The sequence below is a fragment of the Flavobacterium sp. GW821-FHT12A05 genome (genome assembly GCF_058807735.1).
Window position 1 is genome coordinate 16,923 of the sequence record NZ_JBXAQY010000009.1, and the last position, 17,982, is coordinate 34,904.

Genomic DNA, 17,982 nt, shown 5'->3' on the forward strand with positions numbered 1-17,982 from the left:
ATTGTTAATACGGTTAACTGTTGAATCGTTTATTCGTTAATTTGCAACGACTAAACGATTTATCGATTAAACGATTAAACTAAAAAAATGAAATTAAGAGCCGATAATTTAATCAAAACATACAAAGGCCGAAGTGTTGTAAAAGGAATTTCTGTTGAAGTAAACCAAGGAGAAATCGTGGGTCTTTTGGGGCCAAATGGTGCCGGAAAAACAACTTCTTTTTACATGATCGTGGGATTGGTAAAACCAAATTCAGGAAATATTTATCTTGATGATTTGAATATTACCGATTATCCAATGTACAAACGTGCTCAGCAAGGAATTGGTTATTTGGCGCAGGAAGCTTCTGTTTTTAGAAAATTAAGCATTGAAGACAACATATTAAGCGTTTTACAATTAACCAAACTTTCTAAAGAAGCACAAATCGCGAAAATGGAAAGTTTAATTGAAGAATTCAGCTTAGAACATATTCGCACTAACCGAGGTGATTTACTTTCGGGAGGAGAACGTCGTAGAACCGAGATCGCACGTGCTCTGGCAACAGATCCAAAATTTATTTTATTGGATGAGCCTTTCGCCGGAGTTGACCCGGTTGCTGTTGAGGATATTCAAAGAATTGTAGCGCAGCTAAAAAATAAAAATATCGGAATTCTAATTACTGACCATAACGTTCAGGAAACTTTAGCAATTACAGATAAAACATACTTAATGTTTGAAGGAGGAATTCTAAAAGCCGGAGTTCCGGAAGAATTGGTAGAAGATGAAATGGTTCGCCGTGTTTATCTTGGTCAAAACTTCGAACTTCGTAAAAAGAAACTTGAATTTTAAAAAAAGTATGCAGTCTCAGCTTTCAGTCTCAGTGAATACTGAAAACCGAGACTGAAAACTATTTAAAAAATGAAGCCAGAAAAACCAACTCAGGAAGATTACGATAATTGGCACAAAGATCCCAAAAATTGGTATTTGGGCTGCTTTTATTATAATCCGAAAGACAAACGGTTAATGCCTCCAAAAAGGATTGAATGGATGGGGCTTACGATAAATTTTGCTAATCCCTACTCCGTAGCGCTTCTATTACCTTTACTGATAATAATTATTCTGGTTTTATTAAAATAACTTTAAAAAGTTTTCAGTCTCAGTTTTCAGTCTCGTAAATACTGAAAACTGCCACTGCGACTGCAAACTTATTCAACCGTAATAAACTGCAGCTGCTCTAAATCGCCATTATAAATATTAACATCAACACGATGTTTTATTCCCGGCAGAGAAGCTTTTTCTGTAAACTGCCAAAACAGCCAGTCGTCTTCGATTTTTTCTCTATAGAAATTATAATTGGCTATCCAAAACAAATATTCTCCAAATTCTTCTTTTAAAAAATCAGAATAATATCGTTCTCCGGAATAAATTATCGGACGAACCTGATAATGTTTTTCTACTTTATTCAACCAACGTTTCAAACCCTTTTTCAAACTATCTAAAGGCTGATTTTTTGGTAATTTTTCAATATCTAAAACGGGAGGTAAATCTCCTTTTTGAAGTTTTACAGTTTTAATAAAAAGATTCGCCTGCTCAATAGAGTTTTCGTTTGGACGATAATAGTGATAAGCACCGCGTATGATTTTGTTTTCTTTTGCCCCTTCCCAATTACGTTTAAACTGACCGTCAACACGATCGTTTCCTGCTGTTGCACGAATAAACACAAATTTTACCGGATATTTTTCGTCCAGAATTTCTACTTCTTCCCAATCTACTTCTCCCTGAAATTCAGATACATCAATTCCAACCACTTTTCCTTTATGGTTTTCCAGAACGCGAATATTTCTCACATCAGAAAGATGCTTATCTACTTCATCTTCATCTAAAACTTTATCTGTTTTAAATCCGAGGTAATACGCCAATCCTGCACGATAATGGTAAATTGTTCCAATGAAAATTAAAGCCAGAAGTGAGAAAACAATAAAACGGATTACTCTGCCAAAAAAAGATCGGCTGGGCTGTGGTTTTCGGGAATAAGAAGTTCGTCTTGTCGTTTTTCTTGCCATTCGAATAAAACTACTTTTTCAGAAACAAATTGTTTACGATTGAAAGTAAAACGTAAAAAATAATAATCAGAGGAACAGCTCCAAAGTGAAACAATAAAAGCAGAATGAAAGAAATAATAAGAAAGATGATTTGCAATGCATTATCTTTCAAATTAAACTTTTTAACTTTTAAAGAGAACAACGGTATTTCGGCATTTAAAATATAAGCACTGCATAAAGTAATAACCAATAAAACCCATTGATTTGTTAAGATTTCAAGAAGCATTAAAGAATCTGAAAACTTTAATACTAAAGGAAGACTTAAGATAAAAAGTGAATTTGCAGGAGTTGGCAAACCAATAAATGAATCTGTCTGACGGGTATCGATATTGAAATTTGCTAAACGATAGCAAGATCCTAAAGCCACAATAAATCCTAAAAACGGAATAAAAGTATTCGTTCCTAATTCATGTCCGCTGTTATTGAACATCGTATACATAACATATCCCGGTGCAACGCCGCTGGTTACCATATCTGCCAATGAATCTAACTGTAGACCAAGCGGACTTGAAACTTTGAATAATCTGGCAAAAAAACCATCGAAAAAATCGAAAAAGATTCCGAGGCAAACCATGTAAAAAGCCATTTCGTAATTAGCTTCAGAAATAAAAACTATTGCAACGCAGCCACAAAAAAGATTAATTAATGTAATTAAATTCGGAATGTGCTTTTTGATATTCATGTTTTATAAATTTTGATAATCTTGGACAACAAATTTAGCATAATATGCATAGGAAAAACGTGTTTTTGCAATTGTTTTTTATTTGAAATTCTGACTTTCGCAATATTTATCAAAAGGAAGAAATTAGATGCATAAAATATTATATTTTTGGTAAAAATTAAAACAGGCCTCAGTCTGCAAAAAAATATCGATTGAAAAAACTTTTTGCGTTTTTATTATTTTGGAGTTTTACTTCACAGTACGCACAAACTGTTCGAAAATATTCGAATGAGTTTATGAATATTGGTGTTGATGCGGCCGCGTTAGGAATGTCGAGCGCCGTGACCGCTTCTACAAACGATGTAAATTCTGTTTATTGGAACCCGGCAGGTTTAACCAATCTTGAAGATCATCAGCTTTCGTTAATGCACGCCAGTTATTTTGCCAATATTGCGCAATATGATTTTATTGGTTATGCAAGTCCAATTGACGATCGAAGTGCCTGGGGAATTTCGATGATTCGTTTTGGAGTCGATGATATTATGGACACCACACAATTAATCGACAGTCAGGGAAATATTGATTATAATAGAATTCGTTTGTTCTCGACTGCTGATTATGGTTTTACGTTTTCATACGCCAGAAAACTTCCTGTAGATGGTTTTCAATATGGAGTAAATGCCAAAATCATTCGAAGAGTAATTGGAAAATTCGCTAATTCATGGGGTTTTGGTTTTGATGTCGGACTTCAGTTTGAACATAACGACTGGAAATTTGGATTGATGCTTCGCGATATTACAACAACTTATAATGTTTGGAATATTGATGAGGAAGAATATAAAAAAATTGCAAATGCTATTCCAGGAGAAAACAACGAACTTCCTGAAAGTACCGAAATAACGCTGCCAAAAGCACAATTAGGAATTTCTAAGAAATTTGAATTTCATAACGATTACAGTCTTTTAGCTGCCGGAAATTTGAATATGCGTTTTGAGCAGACAAACGATATTATTTCGTCAAAAGTAGTAAGTATTGATCCTGCACTTGGTTTTGAATTTGGATATACAGATCTTGTATTTTTAAGAGCCGGTGCCGGAAATTTTCAAAATGTAATGCAGTTGGATAATACTGAGAAATTAAGTTTTCAGCCTAATATTGGTCTGGGTTTTAAATACAAAGGCATTCAGGTCGATTATGCTTTAACTGACTTAGGAAATCAAAGTGCAGCTTTGTACTCGAATATTTTTTCGATAAAAGTAGATTTGGGTATTTTTAGATAATAATTACAAAAACGTTGAACTTCTTAAAATTTTAAATTATGAAAAAAGTCCTTTTACAAAAAACACTTTTTAGTTTACTATTATTACTAAGTTTCACCATTGGCTTTAGCCAAAATGTTCCTTTATCAAAATATGCCAAAATAAGCGTTATCACTTGTGGTCTTGGTAATGAAACGTATTCTTACTTTGGACACACCGCAATTAGAGTTGCAGATCCTATAAATAACCTTGATGTTGTTTACAATTATGGCGCTTTTGATTTTAGAACTCCTAATTTCGTGGCTAAATTTGCCAAAGGTGATTTACAGTATTTTGTGGTTGCTCATTCATTTGCGGAGTTTATAAACGATTATACGAATGAAAAAAGAAGTGTTTTTGAACAGGAGTTACTTATTTCTCCAGAATTAAAACAAAAGCTTTTTGACAAACTAAATGCTGTTTTATTTTCAAATGAACGTTATTACACTTATAAATTTATTGATAAGAACTGTACCTCAATGGTTGTTGATGTTATCAATTCGACTTTAGGCGGAAATGTAATTATAAAAAAGAAAGATACTGATAAAACGTACCGCTCTATTTTATTCCCTTATTTTGATGGTCATTTCTACGATCAATTAGGAACAAGCATTATTTTTGGAACGAAAGTTGACCAACTAGGAACCAAAATTTTCCTGCCTTTTGAACTAAAAAACAGCTTAGAAGATACTACTTTTCAAGGTCATCTTTTGGCAGCACAAAGCAAAACGCTTTTAAGTTTTAAAAAAGAAACTCCAAGTTCATGGTGGAATAATATTTACACCTACCTAATTATTTTAGGTTTTGTAGTTCTTGTGCACAACAAAGTAGTAGACAAAATCTATCTTTTGATTTTATCTTTAATGGGAATCTTTTTTGTATCGGTTGGATTTTATTCTTTTCACCAAGAACTGGCGATGAATTATAATGTGTTGTTATTTAGTCCGCTTTTATTGATTTTGATTTTCTTTTCGATTGCAAAAAACAAACGCTGGACGTATCGATTTGCTGTTTTACATTTACTATTTTTAGTTGTTTACAGCACATTTATGATAAACAAAGCACATTTTTTAATCATGCTTCCGCTGATTATTACAAGCGGGTTTGTCTTAGTGCGAGTTGCAATACGAAACAAAAAACGTATTCCAATAATAATCTAATAATTATTGTCCGCGGTAAAATAAAACGGTGGTAATTGTTTTGAAAGTAATACTCAAATCAAGAAAAATACTTCTATGTTTGATGTAATAAAGATCGTATTGTAATTTTATCAAACTTTCGTCAATTGATTCACCATAAGAATAATTTACCTGAGCCCAGCCTGTAAGTCCTGGTTTAACAACATGACGGGTTTCATAAAAAGGCATTATTTTGGCGATTTCCTCAACAAAAAATGGTCTTTCGGGTCTTGGCCCAATTACAGCCATATCTCCTTTTAAAACATTATAAAACTGCGGTAATTCGTCTATTCGTGATTTACGCATGAATTTACCAAATGGAGTTATTCTTTTATCATTTACAACTGCAAAAACAGCACCATTAATTTCAGATGCTTCTATCATGGTTCTGAATTTATAAATTTTAAAAACAGCTCCGTTTTTCCCCACTCTTTCTTGTGTATAAAATAGGCTTCCTTTATTTGCAATAAGATTTCCGATAAAAATAAAAGGAATAAAAACAAAACAAACCAAAAGACCGGTCAAAGAAAAAACAAATTCTAAAAAGCGAATCAAAAACAAATATAATTTATTGTTGTTACTTCGGCTAAAAGGGAAAAAACGATAAAAATCGCGTTCGATATAATGCACCGGAATACGTTGTGTTTTACTTTCGTAAACTTGCGTATATTCTCTAATGATGTTTCCAGATTCTAAAAGATGTAATAACTGCTGATATAAATCGGGTGTGATACCATCTGTTTTTTGTGATGCTATAACAATTTCCGAAACTCCGTGTTTAGCAACAAATCTCTCCAGATAACTTTTTCTAATTTCTTTTACGTAATGAACATCTGAATTTTTTTCAGAAAGTGCATCTGAATTTACAAAACCAATTATTCTATAATGCGGATCAACATTTTCAAGCCCCGAAACTAATTCTTCTACCTGATCTTTACCACAAATTAATATTACATTTTGAGAAAAACGGTGTGAGGCAAGAAAAATGGCATAAAAAAAACGCCACAGCAGCATTACAAGCAATATTGCAGAGTAAAAAATCAAAATTACTAAACGCTGTTTTGGAAGTTCCGGAGATAATACCGGCGTAAGAAGGTAAACTAAAACTGTTGTTGAAACAGAAAGAACAACACTTTTTATTATCTGGAACTGGCTGCTTGCAACTTGCAGATTATACATTTCAAAAATAGTCCCAAAAATCAGTAAATAACCAACAAATATAATTGGTCTGTAAATAGTTTCGATTTCAAATACAAAATAATGAAAATCAAAAAAAACATTTAACAGATATAATATTGAAACAACAAATAAAGTATCAAATGCAAAAAGCAAAACTTTTCGTTCTGAAATTTCAAAATGCATTTTCTTTCTATTTGAACGCATATAATTAGGTAGATTAAAGGGCTTTAATTGGAGGCAAATGTATTATAAAAAAACAATTTACCTAATAGGCTAATCTGTTTTTTCAGGAATTTTTACCTGAACAGAAAGCAGGCATAATGCATAAACAAACGCAGGTGCTGCTATTCGCATAGCGGCATGATTTATTGTAAGGAGCCAAAATACAAAGAAAGATAAAAAATACAAGTGCTGCCTGTTATTGATATATAATGCAAAAGGAGTTATAAATAAAATTAATAGTCCAAAAATACCAAACAAACCGTGCTCGCTAAACATCCTTGAAATTTCATTATGAGAAGCGGCCTCTTGTCCTCCTAATGCCTCTTTTCTTAATTCTTTTCCCATTCCCGTACCTATTCCCATAATAGGATTATTTAGAAACAATTCATAATCTGCATCAATAATAGCTTCTCTTCCTCCCAAACGATCATTTTTGACTCTCCCTTTTGCATCTTGATTAGCATATCTTTTTTCAATTAGCCCTTTTGTTTGTGAAGAAGTGTATGCCCAAATTCCAATTCCTAAAAAACTCAATAAAACGAAGACTAGACTTACTTTTGTCTTTCCTCTTGAATTAGAAAAATAATACAATACAAAGAGTAAGCACGCAATCATAACAATTCCCGTTATAACTCCTCCTCTGGAAAAAGTGGCAACTCCTCGATAACTCACAAAAATCAAAAGAACCCCATTTATAAGAATCAATACTTTAGATTTGGAGGATAAAACTAATTGTGAAAAGAAAATGAATATTCCTAATCCTAAGATTGTTGAAACCTGATTTGGTCCAAACCCACCGGAAGTTGCAAAATTAGAGCTAGTGCCCGTCACCACGTCTTTTATACTAGGATTATAAAGAAAAAGATAAACTACAGTTGAAACTATTGGCAGTCCCATAACTTTTACAATATTCTGCAAATCTGTAAATAAGATTCTTTTTTTATACATATAGATGGCAGAAATACCCAAACAAAATGGTCCCGATAAATTAAACACTAAAGCTTTTTTTATATCTGCCTCAAAATGGGAAGTTGTGACAGCCACTAAAATTCCTGGAATTAATAGAAGCAGAAATACTGCATATATTAATGCTCCTATTGAGAAATTTCTATAAAGCATTCCTAGTAACATAAATATAATAATGCAAAATTTTACATATTCATTATTAAAATTACCACCGGTCATTCTTAAAAAAACTTCTACACCAACCAAATAAGCACTTACTAAAAGTACTTCGTTATTTTGGTCTTTATTGCGGATAACTATGTAAAGACCTACTACAGGAATTACAAGAGCATAAATTTTTGATAAAAATGGTATTGCAAAAACTATGAAAGCAATTACTGCATGAATGAAAATTAGAGAACCATATGAAATGATTTTTTTCATTGCTTTATTTTTTTATATTCTTCAACTAATTTTTCAGTTACAATTTCTTCGGAGTAATTCTCGCTGACAAATGCTTTAAAACTACTTGATGCTTTTTTTCTAAATACTTCATCACTCGTCATTTTTTGCAATTGTTTTTTCAACTCTACATCATTTAGAGGATCAAATAATAATCCATTAATTTCATTTTGAATAATTTCAGAACAAAAACCCACGTTAGTAGAAACTACACTTAAATTACTCATAGCATATTCTAACAACGTAACAGGAAATCCTTCTTCCGTTGAAGCTAAAACCCCAATTGAGGATTGCGATAAAATATAATGGATATCTTTCCTTTCTCCGTACAAATGTATATGATTTTCTAATGAATTTAATTTTATAAAATCTTTTAATGCCTTCGAATAAGAATCTAAAAAATCTTTTCCAATTAAATGAAGACTCCAATCTGAATCATGCAATTTTAAATCAAAAAAGGCTTTAAGTACTGCAATATGGTTTTTAGGTTTTTTTAGGTTTGCCAAAAAAACAATTCGCTTGCCTTCTTCTCCTTTCAAATTTGTGATTTGGGTATTGTCTTTTTTATCAATGGTAAAATTAGGTATAAAAACTACTTTTTTGCAAAGCAAATTCTTTTCGCTCCAGTCTTTTAATTGATAATTGACTACAAAAATGGAGGTAAAAAGAAGGGAGAAAAAAAACAAAACTTTATTTTCTTTTCGTGATTCTTTAACCCGGGTTCCATAATGTTCGTGCCATATAATCTTAACTTTTGGCAAAGTCAACTTAACCAAAACAGCAATAAAAAAAGAAGAACTATGAGCGTGAATAATATCAACTTTATTTTTGACTATGTATTGTCTCAATTTAAAGATCGCTTTGGTATCAATTTTTTTCTTTTTGTTTAAACACAAATACGAAACACTTTCGCTAATTTGATCCAACAGCTGACCTTCTTTTCTGGTAGCAATTAAACCTGAAAAAGCGATTTTTTTAGACAATGAGTTTGCATAACTTACAGCCATTCGTTCGGCACCTCCGGCTTCTAAGGAATCTATTAATTGCAGTACTCTCATTTAATTAAAAGTTTTTTAATTTCAGATTCGAAAATTTCTATTGTATAATCCTGAGACCAAGCAGCAGCAGATTTACTAGTTTCTAAAAACCGATTTTCTTTTAAACAATCTACTATTTTTGACACATCTTTTTGTAGATCCATATCAATTAATATCCCTCTTTTTTCATAATCAAGCATATAAGGAACGCAGGAAACTTTTGTAGATATGGGAACACAGCCCCAAAACATTCCTTCTGCAATTGCTTTTGGCCAGCCTTCACTTTTAGAAGGCAAGATTACGAAATGACTTTTTTGATATGCCTTTTTTAATGTTTCTTTATTTTGATTTCCCTTTAAGAAAATATTATTCTCTAACCTATTCTCTTTTATATATTGTTCTAAAGAGTCTCTTTCGACACCATCGCCATATAAATTTAAAACACTATTATGCCCTTTTTTAATTAATTCTTCAACTAATTTAATCGCATAAAGAGGAGATTTACCCGAAACTAAACTTCCAACAAAAACAAATTCGATTACTGAATTTAAAAATGGCTTTTCAATGGCATTTTTTTCATTTTCTGAATATGTTGCAGTAAAAAAAGGCTTAATATTTTTGGTTTGATTTTTCCAATCTCCATAAACTAAAACTGTCATGTTTTTAGTTAAAAAAGTATTACTTAAAATTCTTTTTTGCAATTTGTAAGTCCAAGGCTGCTTGCTTTGAGGATCCCAATTTCCGGCATACTTTGCCGTTTTTATTTTCTTTGGAAAAAAAACCTGAACAAAACACCCTAATAAACCTATGTTTCCAGGGCATCTTAAATGTATATGATCTGCACTATACATCGCTTTAAAAATAACCAGCAAATTAAAAATAGAGCAAAAAAAACTTTTACTAATATTTCTAACACTGTTTAAGTTAAAATCAATTAATTTATGATGTTTGCTAAATTCGAACGGAATTTCATCGATTAATAATTTTTTTTGATTTTCCCATATTGGACAGCAAAAAACAATCTCTTCTGTATATTTTTCCCAAATTACTATTTCTTTCACATAAGGGCTGTAAGCATAAGCTTTCCCTTCTCTAAATAGTAATGGAGCCGATGAAATAATTACTAGCTTCATTAAATGTAACCTTTAGATCCTTTGTAGGACAATATAACTGCAGGAACTCCAAGAACTACTGAATTATCTTCAACTGAATTATTGACCATGGAACAAGCTCCAATTAAAACTCCATTTCCTATAATAATATTTCCAGCCACAACGGTATTAGCACCAATATAAACTTCATTACCAATTACAGGAACGCCTCTTTTTTCGCCACGACCTGACACTCCTATTGTTACTCCTTGCGAGATATTGCAATTATTTCCTATTACAGCGCCAGGATGAATAACAATACCTCCAAAATGACCTATATAAAATGAATCTCCAATTTTTGAAGCGGCTGAAATTGAAATTCCGGTAATAATTTCAATGATTTTCTGATTGACAAGAATAATAAACAATCCTAAAAACCTAAATGGCTGCCATTTTATTTTTGAATAAATAAAATGAGCGATTCTATATTGAAAAACAGCCCAAAATCCTTGTGTTAAAAATATGATTCCAAAGAAGCTGCCTCCATATTTTTTATATTTCTTATAATCTGATTTTATGAGTTGAAATAAATTCATACAAACGATTTTCTTTAGTTTTTTTATTTAATTTGTAATTGATAAAAAGCTCTATTTTGATCTACAATAGCATTTAATCCATATTTTTGAATAGCGAATTCTCTTGCCGTTTTACCAATTACTTCTGCTTGTTCTTTATTAGAAAGAACCCAGATAATTTTTGCTGCAATATCTTGAGGGTTATGAGGATCGCATAACAATCCTGTCTCATACTCTTTTATTGCCTCGGGACCCGGCCCTAATTTTGTAAAGACTACTGGTTTTGCCATTGCCATAGCTTCTGGTGCTACCAGTCCTTGAGTTTCCATATGCGAAGGGAAAACACAAACCGAAGCTTGTGAATATGCTAATGGTATATTGGTATAAGAAATGCTTCCATGAAAGTGAATGTCTTTTACGATTTGCCCTAATTGAGGCAATACTTTTTCTTTAAGCATTTCAATATAAGACCTTCCATCAGCAAAGAACCAATCTCTTCCATAAATTTCTAATGTGGCATCTGGAAATTCTTTTTTAACATACGGAAAAGCCTGAATCAATTGGCGTATTCCTTTTTTTTCGCAGACGGTTCCGGCAAAAACAATTTTATTTTCAGATCCTTTATTGATTATTGGTTTAAAAAAATGGGTATCGATAGGGCTGCTTATATATGCTATGGGTTTATTATGATAACTTAGATATTTCTCTGTATGATTTTTAACATATTGAGAAACTGCAATAAAAGCATCAGCTTTGCTAAAAGATCTTTTTTCCTGAAATCCTTTCCATTTATTGATCTTTCTGTTTTCTCCTTCAGCAAAAAAATGGTGTCCTCCGTGTAAACGTATGATATATTTAATGCTTTTTAGTTTATTGATAAAAGCGAATCCAAGTTCCGAAGCTTCAACAATATCTATTGGGTCTCTTTTATGGATTTCCTTAATTTTATTATTGATTTTATTGGAATTTAAATACCATGAAATTCCTTTTGTTGTACTCTTTTTTAATCTGTAAACTTTTACGGCTTCTATGATCTCAATTTCCTCTTTTGCTTCATAGTTTATTCCAACAACAGATACCTTTATTCCCTTTTTCGCCAATGCAGTTGCGGCCGTTTTTACAAAACTGCCTATTCCTCCATGCGGAAAACCTTCTTTTGGAAATTCATTTGTTAAGAAACATATATGCATTTATGTATGTTTTTGGATAAAAGTTTCAATTGGCAGATAGAAATCATTTATATTAAATTTAATTTTTTCTTCAAACCAATTCCACCAGCTAATAGCATTTAAGACATCAATCTTTTCAGGTGTATGCTTATTTTTATCATATTATTATTGCATCTATTTTATTCCCTAAAACTTTTGCAATTTTAGATGATGCGGTATTGGCATTGTTTCCGTTTATAACCTCAAACCATTCTTTGAGATTTTCCATTGAATGCGCATCTTCTTTATTTATGATCTTACTTATAATTTCTTCTTTGCTATTAAGCCAAATTACAGCGTTATGGTTTGGCATGCTTTTAAAATGCTGGAACTGATAAATTGTTTTTACTGACCAATTTTTATTTGTTTGATTCTGTTGGTCATAATTAATAAACACACATGGTTTATTAAACATTCCGAAATCAAAAGCCATAGTTGAACCAACATTTACTACAATTTCTGAATAAAAAACAGTACTTACCAGTAATTTAACATCATCAAAAGAAGGGTAAATAGAGTTCCATTCTTTTGAAGTATTAAAATACCATAATGGAACAGTTTCTTTAATTAAATCTTTATACTTATTGATAACTGCATCAAATCTTCCAGAAAAATCAACAGGACATCTTCTTAATACTATTTGATATTCGTCTTGTAAATTTGCTTTTAAAATTTCCTCGGCAATATCTTTTAGATAACTTGGATCATCTGGAGATGTTTTAACGTCGTCTCCGGAAAAACAGATTATTTTTTTATTTAGATCCAGATTATATCTTTTGAAAAAAACATCTTTTTCAATTATATTTTGCTGTTCCTTATAAAATTCAAATTGTGGTGTTCCCGTAACTTGAATCTGATCTGAAGAAATCTCAGGATAATATAATTTCAGTTCCTCTTTCATATAATCTGACCAAACCAAATAATTATCTGCTCGTAAAGCTAAACGTGCTTTAGGCAAATTATCCCAGGAATAAACTACCGTTGATGAAGGAATCCCCAGATCTGCAGCAGCAGCAAATATTGTCGCTGCTTTTAAAGCTCTTTGATGTGAACAAAAGATAGCTTTAGGGTCTGTTTTCTTTATAAGATCTTTAACCTGAACATAAAAAGAGTTTTGTCTAATCGCTTTCTGATATTTTTTTTCTAATTTTAAAATACTGGAATAGCTTTTAAAAAGCAGGCTTAAAACTTCGATCGTTTTATAAAAGATTTTATTAGGAATTGTTTTTTGATTCCAATTCCAATTATTCAATAAAGAAGGATTGTTGACTTTCGAATTATTATATCTTAATCTAGAAAGACAAATCAATTCTCTCAAAAACTTTTCTTTTACAGATTCCTTGTAACCAGGAATTGTAATTTCTTCATCAAAATGAGTATATTGCTTAATAGCCGTTATAGTTTCAGGATCAAAGTTATGAAACAAAACTAAATCTTGTTTTGAATTATTGAATACGTTAGAATAGAGATAATTTCTAATTCCAACTCCGTCTGGAAAAAACAATAATACTTTCTCTTTTTTCATTTAGTTTTTAGAAAAAAAGTCATTTAATATTTTAGCTGTAAAAATTCTAGCTCCCGCATCATTCATGTGTCCGCAAGATGCAAAGTATTTATCTTCTATAACTACATTTTCATAATTATGAATTTCTGGATAGGCTTTTTTTACTTTATCGAAGTAATTCATCCCTTTAGTATTTTCACACATTGGTGTCATTAATGCTATAAAATTGATATGATTGGCTTTACAAAGATTTTTAATTTCTTCATAATACTTATTGTGCGGCAAGGGATTTAAATTGACAATATCATTTTTCATATTTGCATTTTTATGCTTTTCCAAAGGATAGTAACCTAAATTGTCTAATGAATTTGTCTTTTTCTGAAATGCTGCAAATAGTGTTTCTCTAAAACCAATTTTATTATCGTATTTGATATATCTGTAAAAAGGTAAATAATACAATTCGGCAAAATCCTTTTCTTCCTCAAAATGTTCTTTAATTATTTTGGAATTGTGAATGTAAGGCAGAAATAAAGCAGCAATACCTTCTGCCTGATGTTCATTAGACAAATTCAAATCGGCTTCGAGAATCACGTTTTTAATTTGATATTTTCTTTCGATCATTAATTTCAACATTAGAGAAGCTTCAAATAAGTGCCCTCCGCTCATTCCATAATTAAATGTTTTTAATCCTTTATCTTCAAACATTTGCGCTACAAAATGATTATTTGCTCTAGAAGATCCTAAAATAACTACGTCGAATTTTTGAGCTTTTGAATTAAAAACTTTTTCAATTTTCCCTCTATTATTAGAATGCCTAAAAATATAAGTATATAATCCATCTAATAAAAATGCTAACAAAACAATTACTAGAATAATCTTAGCTATATAAATTAAAAATTTCTTCATTAAAATTGAAAATATATAAATTCTTTATAATCAGAAAAGGTTCCAAAAGCCATAATGGCTAAAATTGCCAAAGCTATTTTTAGTGTGCTCCATTTTCCGGAAAGCGGTTCTATTTTGCTGCGATTATTCCATTCAACTAAAACAAATAATCCAATCAGAAGCAGTAATTCATAATTGTATCGCTCATTGTCCAGATACTGAAAACTAAAATCTTTACTGGTGATAATGCGTTTTAAATATAAAATAGCATCAGTAATAGTTTTCGCCCTAAAAAATACCCAGGCAATACACGTTATAATGAAAGTTGACAAAATATTTAAAAGAACTTTTACTGAATCAAAATTTCGTTTCAGTACTATCTCGTCTATGTTGTTTCTGTTGCTTTTTGCCAAAAGCAGAGGAAGAAAGTAAACTGCATTGATAAATCCCCAGGCTATATAGGTCCAATTGGCTCCATGCCAAAATCCGCTGACTATAAAAATGATAAATGTATTTCTAATCTTCATCCAAAGTCCGCCTTTACTTCCTCCAAGCGGAATATATAAATAATCTCGGAACCAAGATGAAAGTGATATGTGCCAACGACGCCAAAATTCGGCTATGTCTCTTGAAAAATACGGGTAATTGAAGTTTCTTAGTAAATCCAGACCAAAGAGTTTTGATACCCCAAGTGCTATATCTGAATATCCTGAAAAATCTCCGTAAATCTGAAAAGCAAAATATACCGCTCCCATGATTAATGAGAAAGAGTTCATTGAAGTGTAATTATCAAAAATTGCATTTGCATAAGCTGCACAAGTGTCTGCAATAACTACTTTTTTTACTAGTCCCCAAATAATTTGATATATTCCTTCTTTTGCCATTTGAAAGTTAAACTCACGCTTAACTTTAACCTGCGGTAATAAATGTGTTGCACGCTCGATTGGACCTGCAACTAAAAGCGGAAAGTAGCTAACAAATAAAGAATAATCGACAAAATTGTATTCAGCTTTTATTCTTTTAAAATAAATATCGATTACATAAGAAAGTCCGTGGAAAGTATAGAATGAAATTCCTACAGGCAGTATTACGTCTATTAAAATAGGACTTGCTTTTAGTCCTGCAGAGTTTAGTAGTTCTGTGAAAGAGGCAGCAAAAAAGTTATAATACTTGAATATCCCAAGAAAACCCAGATTTACCAGAATACTTAACCAAAACCAAAATTTTCGGCTTTTCTCCGATTTTCCTTTTTCTATTTGGATTCCTGTGTAGTAATCTAAAAAAGTTGAAAAAACTAATAAGAATAGAAATCTCCAATCCCAACAAGAATAAAAGTAATAACTCGCTGCGATTAATAAAGCATTTTGTGTGCTTTTGTTTTTATTGAAAACAAACCAATACAGAAAAAAAACGATTGGCAGAAAAATAGCAAATGCTATAGAATTAAAAAACATAGGTACTTAAAGTGGTATTAGCAAAAACAAAATTATATATCTCTAAATTGTTTTTGATGGTTGAGGCGCCAAATATCGTTTTTCTTTAATGATTGTAAAAACAATTCGTTACTATTTCCTTCTCCAAAATCATTATCAGAAATTTGAACTTTGTGAGAATCGATTTTAGAAAGTGATTCTTTTATATCTTTTTTCGAATAATCAGTATTAATTATATCTGCATGAATTGCTCTGTTTTGCTGGCGGGTTCCAATATTTATAATTGGAATTCCGTAATAAGGAGCTTCGCGAATTCCGGCACTGCTATTACCAATTATAAACTGGCTATTTTTTAATAATGTTAAAAAATACTCAAATCGAAGTGATGGAAAAATTCTAAATCTTGTATTTCCTTCTAATCTTTTAAACTCGTCAATAATATATTGGCTTCCCAAATCATTATTAGGAAAAACTACAATGTAATTATGATTGTCTTCGAGTAAACAATCTACAAAATCAATTGCATATTGTTTCATAGAATGAAACTCTGTCGTAACAGGATGAAACATTACAAGTGCATAATCATCAAATGGAATTACATAATATTTCTTTGCTGTTTCAAGCGCAGGCAGATTATTAGAAAACATAATATCTATATCTGGCGAGCCAATAGTAAAAATAGATTCTTTTACCTCTCCCATTTGAAGTAATCTCTTTGCAGCCTGCTTATTAGAAACAAAATGTATGTGACTTAGTTTACTAACACTATGACGAATTAATTCATCTACAGTTCCTGAAACTTCACCTCCTTCTATATGAGCTACCAAAATGTTGTTTAAAGATCCTACGATAGCGCCCGCAAGTGTTTCGACTCTATCACCATGAACCACAATCATATCAGGATTTATAGTTTTACAATAATTTGACAACCCTTCAATGGTTTTGGCCAATGTAAGATCCATTGTAGTTTCGTGAGTATGATTTTCGAATGTAAAAACATTTGTAAAATTACAACGTTCTATTTCTATTAGTGTATATCCATAAATTTCCTGCAGATGCATACCGGTAACAAAAACAAAAGCTTCAAAATCTTGTTGTTCTTCAAGAGTTTGAATTAATGATTTTATTTTTCCGAAATCTGCACGAGTTCCGGTAAGGAATACTATTTTTTTTAAAGAATCACTCAAAATCAGTAAAATCTAATTGTTCGTCATTTTCAATATCTCTTGAAGCTGTTTTACCAATCAAACTATCAAAATGTTCTGCTAAAATTTTACCTGTTCCAGGACGTTTAACCCAAATATTTTCTTTTGATATTATTTCTCCTTTTTTGATTGGTTTAATAGCACAAACAGTAGCAAAAGCAAAATCTATCGTTACCTGTTCTTCAAGAGCAGGTTTTTTTGTTCCGCCTCGCATTAAAGCAATTTCTGCACTAGATGTAATTAATTCTGCACACGCCTTTTCATCCATACTGCAAATAATATCCGGACCTGTGCGCTGCATGTAATCTGTAAAATGTCTTTCTAGAATACTCGCACCAAGTGCAACAGCTCCTAAACAGGCATTATTATTTAAAGTATGATCGCTTAATCCAAAAACTTTATCCGGAAAAGCGTTGTGCAGCTCGACCATTGCACCAAAACGAACTAAATGAATTGGGGTTGGGTATAAATTTGTGGTGTGTAGTAAAGCTACTGGAATATTATGTTTATCAAAAACTGCAACTGCTTTTTGAACGCTTTCAATTGTATTCATACCTGTACTTAAAATTACAGGTTTCCCAAATGATGCAATATGTTCTAACAAAGGATAATTATTACATTCTCCTGAACCAATTTTATAAGCTGGGATATCAAATTTCTGTAGACGATTTGCAGCGGCACGAGAAAAAGGCGTTGAAATAAAAATCATGCCTTTACTTTCTACATAATTTTTTAATTCTAACTCATCTGATTCGTTCAAAGAGCATCGTTCCATAATTTCATAAATAGAAACATCTGCATTTCCCGGGATCACTTTTTTTGCTGCGCCTGACATTTCGTCTTCAACAATATGTGTTTGATGTTTTACAACCTCAACTCCTGCACGATGTGCTGCATCAACCATTTCTTTGGCAACTTTTAAAGAGCCTTCGTGATTGATTCCTATTTCGGCAATAACTAAGGGTGGAAAATCTTGTCCAATTTTGCGACCTGCAATTTCTATGTATGGATTCATTAT

17 protein-coding genes are annotated in these 17,982 nt (G+C 31.5%); 4 read left to right on the forward strand and 13 right to left on the reverse strand.

The window, feature by feature from the left end; all coding sequences use genetic code 11:
* The first annotated feature begins 87 nt into the window (after positions 1-87).
* Positions 88-828: an LPS export ABC transporter ATP-binding protein gene (lptB, locus tag AC1RRQ_RS19855; RefSeq protein WP_017494919.1), complete on the forward strand. Its 741-nt coding sequence runs from the start codon at positions 88-90 to the stop codon at positions 826-828.
* A 69-nt stretch (positions 829-897) separates the two neighbouring features.
* Entirely contained in the window at positions 898-1,116 is a 219-nt protein-coding gene (locus AC1RRQ_RS19860) for a DUF5808 domain-containing protein (protein ID WP_493024735.1), read from the forward strand.
* 68 nt (positions 1,117-1,184) lie between these two features.
* On the opposite strand, the gene AC1RRQ_RS19865 is transcribed toward AC1RRQ_RS19860, so the two are convergent.
* Positions 1,185-2,042: a glycoside hydrolase family 25 protein gene (locus tag AC1RRQ_RS19865; RefSeq protein WP_493024736.1), complete on the reverse strand. Its 858-nt coding sequence runs from the start codon at positions 2,040-2,042 to the stop codon at positions 1,185-1,187.
* A 10-nt stretch (positions 2,043-2,052) separates the two neighbouring features.
* Positions 2,053-2,763: a CDP-alcohol phosphatidyltransferase family protein gene (locus tag AC1RRQ_RS19870; RefSeq protein ID WP_493024737.1), complete on the reverse strand. Its 711-nt coding sequence runs from the start codon at positions 2,761-2,763 to the stop codon at positions 2,053-2,055.
* A gap of 191 nt (positions 2,764-2,954) precedes the next feature.
* Between AC1RRQ_RS19870 and AC1RRQ_RS19875 the strand changes: the two genes are divergently transcribed.
* Complete coding sequence (locus AC1RRQ_RS19875; protein WP_493024738.1) at positions 2,955-4,022, forward strand: putative type IX sorting system protein PorV2; 1,068 nt, start codon at positions 2,955-2,957, stop codon at positions 4,020-4,022.
* 38 nt (positions 4,023-4,060) lie between these two features.
* On the forward strand, positions 4,061-5,200 hold the full coding sequence (locus AC1RRQ_RS19880) for a lipoprotein N-acyltransferase Lnb domain-containing protein (RefSeq protein ID WP_493024739.1): 1,140 nt from the start codon (positions 4,061-4,063) through the stop codon (positions 5,198-5,200).
* Positions 5,201-5,203: 3 nt separating this feature from the next.
* On the opposite strand, the gene AC1RRQ_RS19885 is transcribed toward AC1RRQ_RS19880, so the two are convergent.
* From AC1RRQ_RS19885 to neuB, 11 genes are all read right to left on the reverse strand, one after another.
* On the reverse strand, positions 5,204-6,580 hold the full coding sequence (locus AC1RRQ_RS19885) for a sugar transferase (RefSeq protein WP_493024740.1): 1,377 nt from the start codon (positions 6,578-6,580) through the stop codon (positions 5,204-5,206).
* A 90-nt stretch (positions 6,581-6,670) separates the two neighbouring features.
* Positions 6,671-8,008: an O-antigen ligase family protein gene (locus tag AC1RRQ_RS19890; protein ID WP_493024741.1), complete on the reverse strand. Its 1,338-nt coding sequence runs from the start codon at positions 8,006-8,008 to the stop codon at positions 6,671-6,673.
* Complete coding sequence (locus AC1RRQ_RS19895; protein WP_493024742.1) at positions 8,005-9,084, reverse strand: glycosyltransferase; 1,080 nt, start codon at positions 9,082-9,084, stop codon at positions 8,005-8,007. The genes AC1RRQ_RS19890 and AC1RRQ_RS19895 overlap by 4 nt, the downstream gene beginning before the upstream one ends.
* Positions 9,081-10,196: a glycosyltransferase gene (locus tag AC1RRQ_RS19900; RefSeq protein WP_493024743.1), complete on the reverse strand. Its 1,116-nt coding sequence runs from the start codon at positions 10,194-10,196 to the stop codon at positions 9,081-9,083. Before AC1RRQ_RS19900 ends, AC1RRQ_RS19895 begins: the two co-directional genes overlap by 4 nt.
* Complete coding sequence (locus AC1RRQ_RS19905; RefSeq protein WP_493024744.1) at positions 10,196-10,750, reverse strand: serine O-acetyltransferase; 555 nt, start codon at positions 10,748-10,750, stop codon at positions 10,196-10,198. The genes AC1RRQ_RS19900 and AC1RRQ_RS19905 overlap by 1 nt, the downstream gene beginning before the upstream one ends.
* Before the next feature lie 23 nt (positions 10,751-10,773).
* Positions 10,774-11,919, reverse strand: coding sequence for a glycosyltransferase family 4 protein (locus tag AC1RRQ_RS19910; protein ID WP_493024745.1), 1,146 nt, complete (start codon positions 11,917-11,919; stop codon positions 10,774-10,776).
* Positions 11,920-12,055: 136 nt separating this feature from the next.
* A complete protein-coding gene (locus AC1RRQ_RS19915) occupies positions 12,056-13,462 on the reverse strand; it encodes a glycosyltransferase family protein (protein ID WP_493024746.1) in 1,407 nt (468 codons plus the stop codon).
* Complete coding sequence (locus AC1RRQ_RS19920; protein WP_493024747.1) at positions 13,463-14,347, reverse strand: hypothetical protein; 885 nt, start codon at positions 14,345-14,347, stop codon at positions 13,463-13,465.
* Complete coding sequence (locus AC1RRQ_RS19925; protein ID WP_493024748.1) at positions 14,347-15,780, reverse strand: MBOAT family O-acyltransferase; 1,434 nt, start codon at positions 15,778-15,780, stop codon at positions 14,347-14,349. The genes AC1RRQ_RS19920 and AC1RRQ_RS19925 overlap by 1 nt, the downstream gene beginning before the upstream one ends.
* A 32-nt stretch (positions 15,781-15,812) precedes the next feature.
* A complete protein-coding gene (neuC, locus tag AC1RRQ_RS19930; protein WP_493024749.1) occupies positions 15,813-16,946 on the reverse strand; it encodes a UDP-N-acetylglucosamine 2-epimerase in 1,134 nt (377 codons plus the stop codon).
* A complete protein-coding gene (neuB, locus tag AC1RRQ_RS19935) occupies positions 16,939-17,979 on the reverse strand; it encodes an N-acetylneuraminate synthase (protein ID WP_493024750.1) in 1,041 nt (346 codons plus the stop codon). Before neuB ends, neuC begins: the two co-directional genes overlap by 8 nt.
* Between the last annotated feature and the right edge of the window lie 3 nt (positions 17,980-17,982).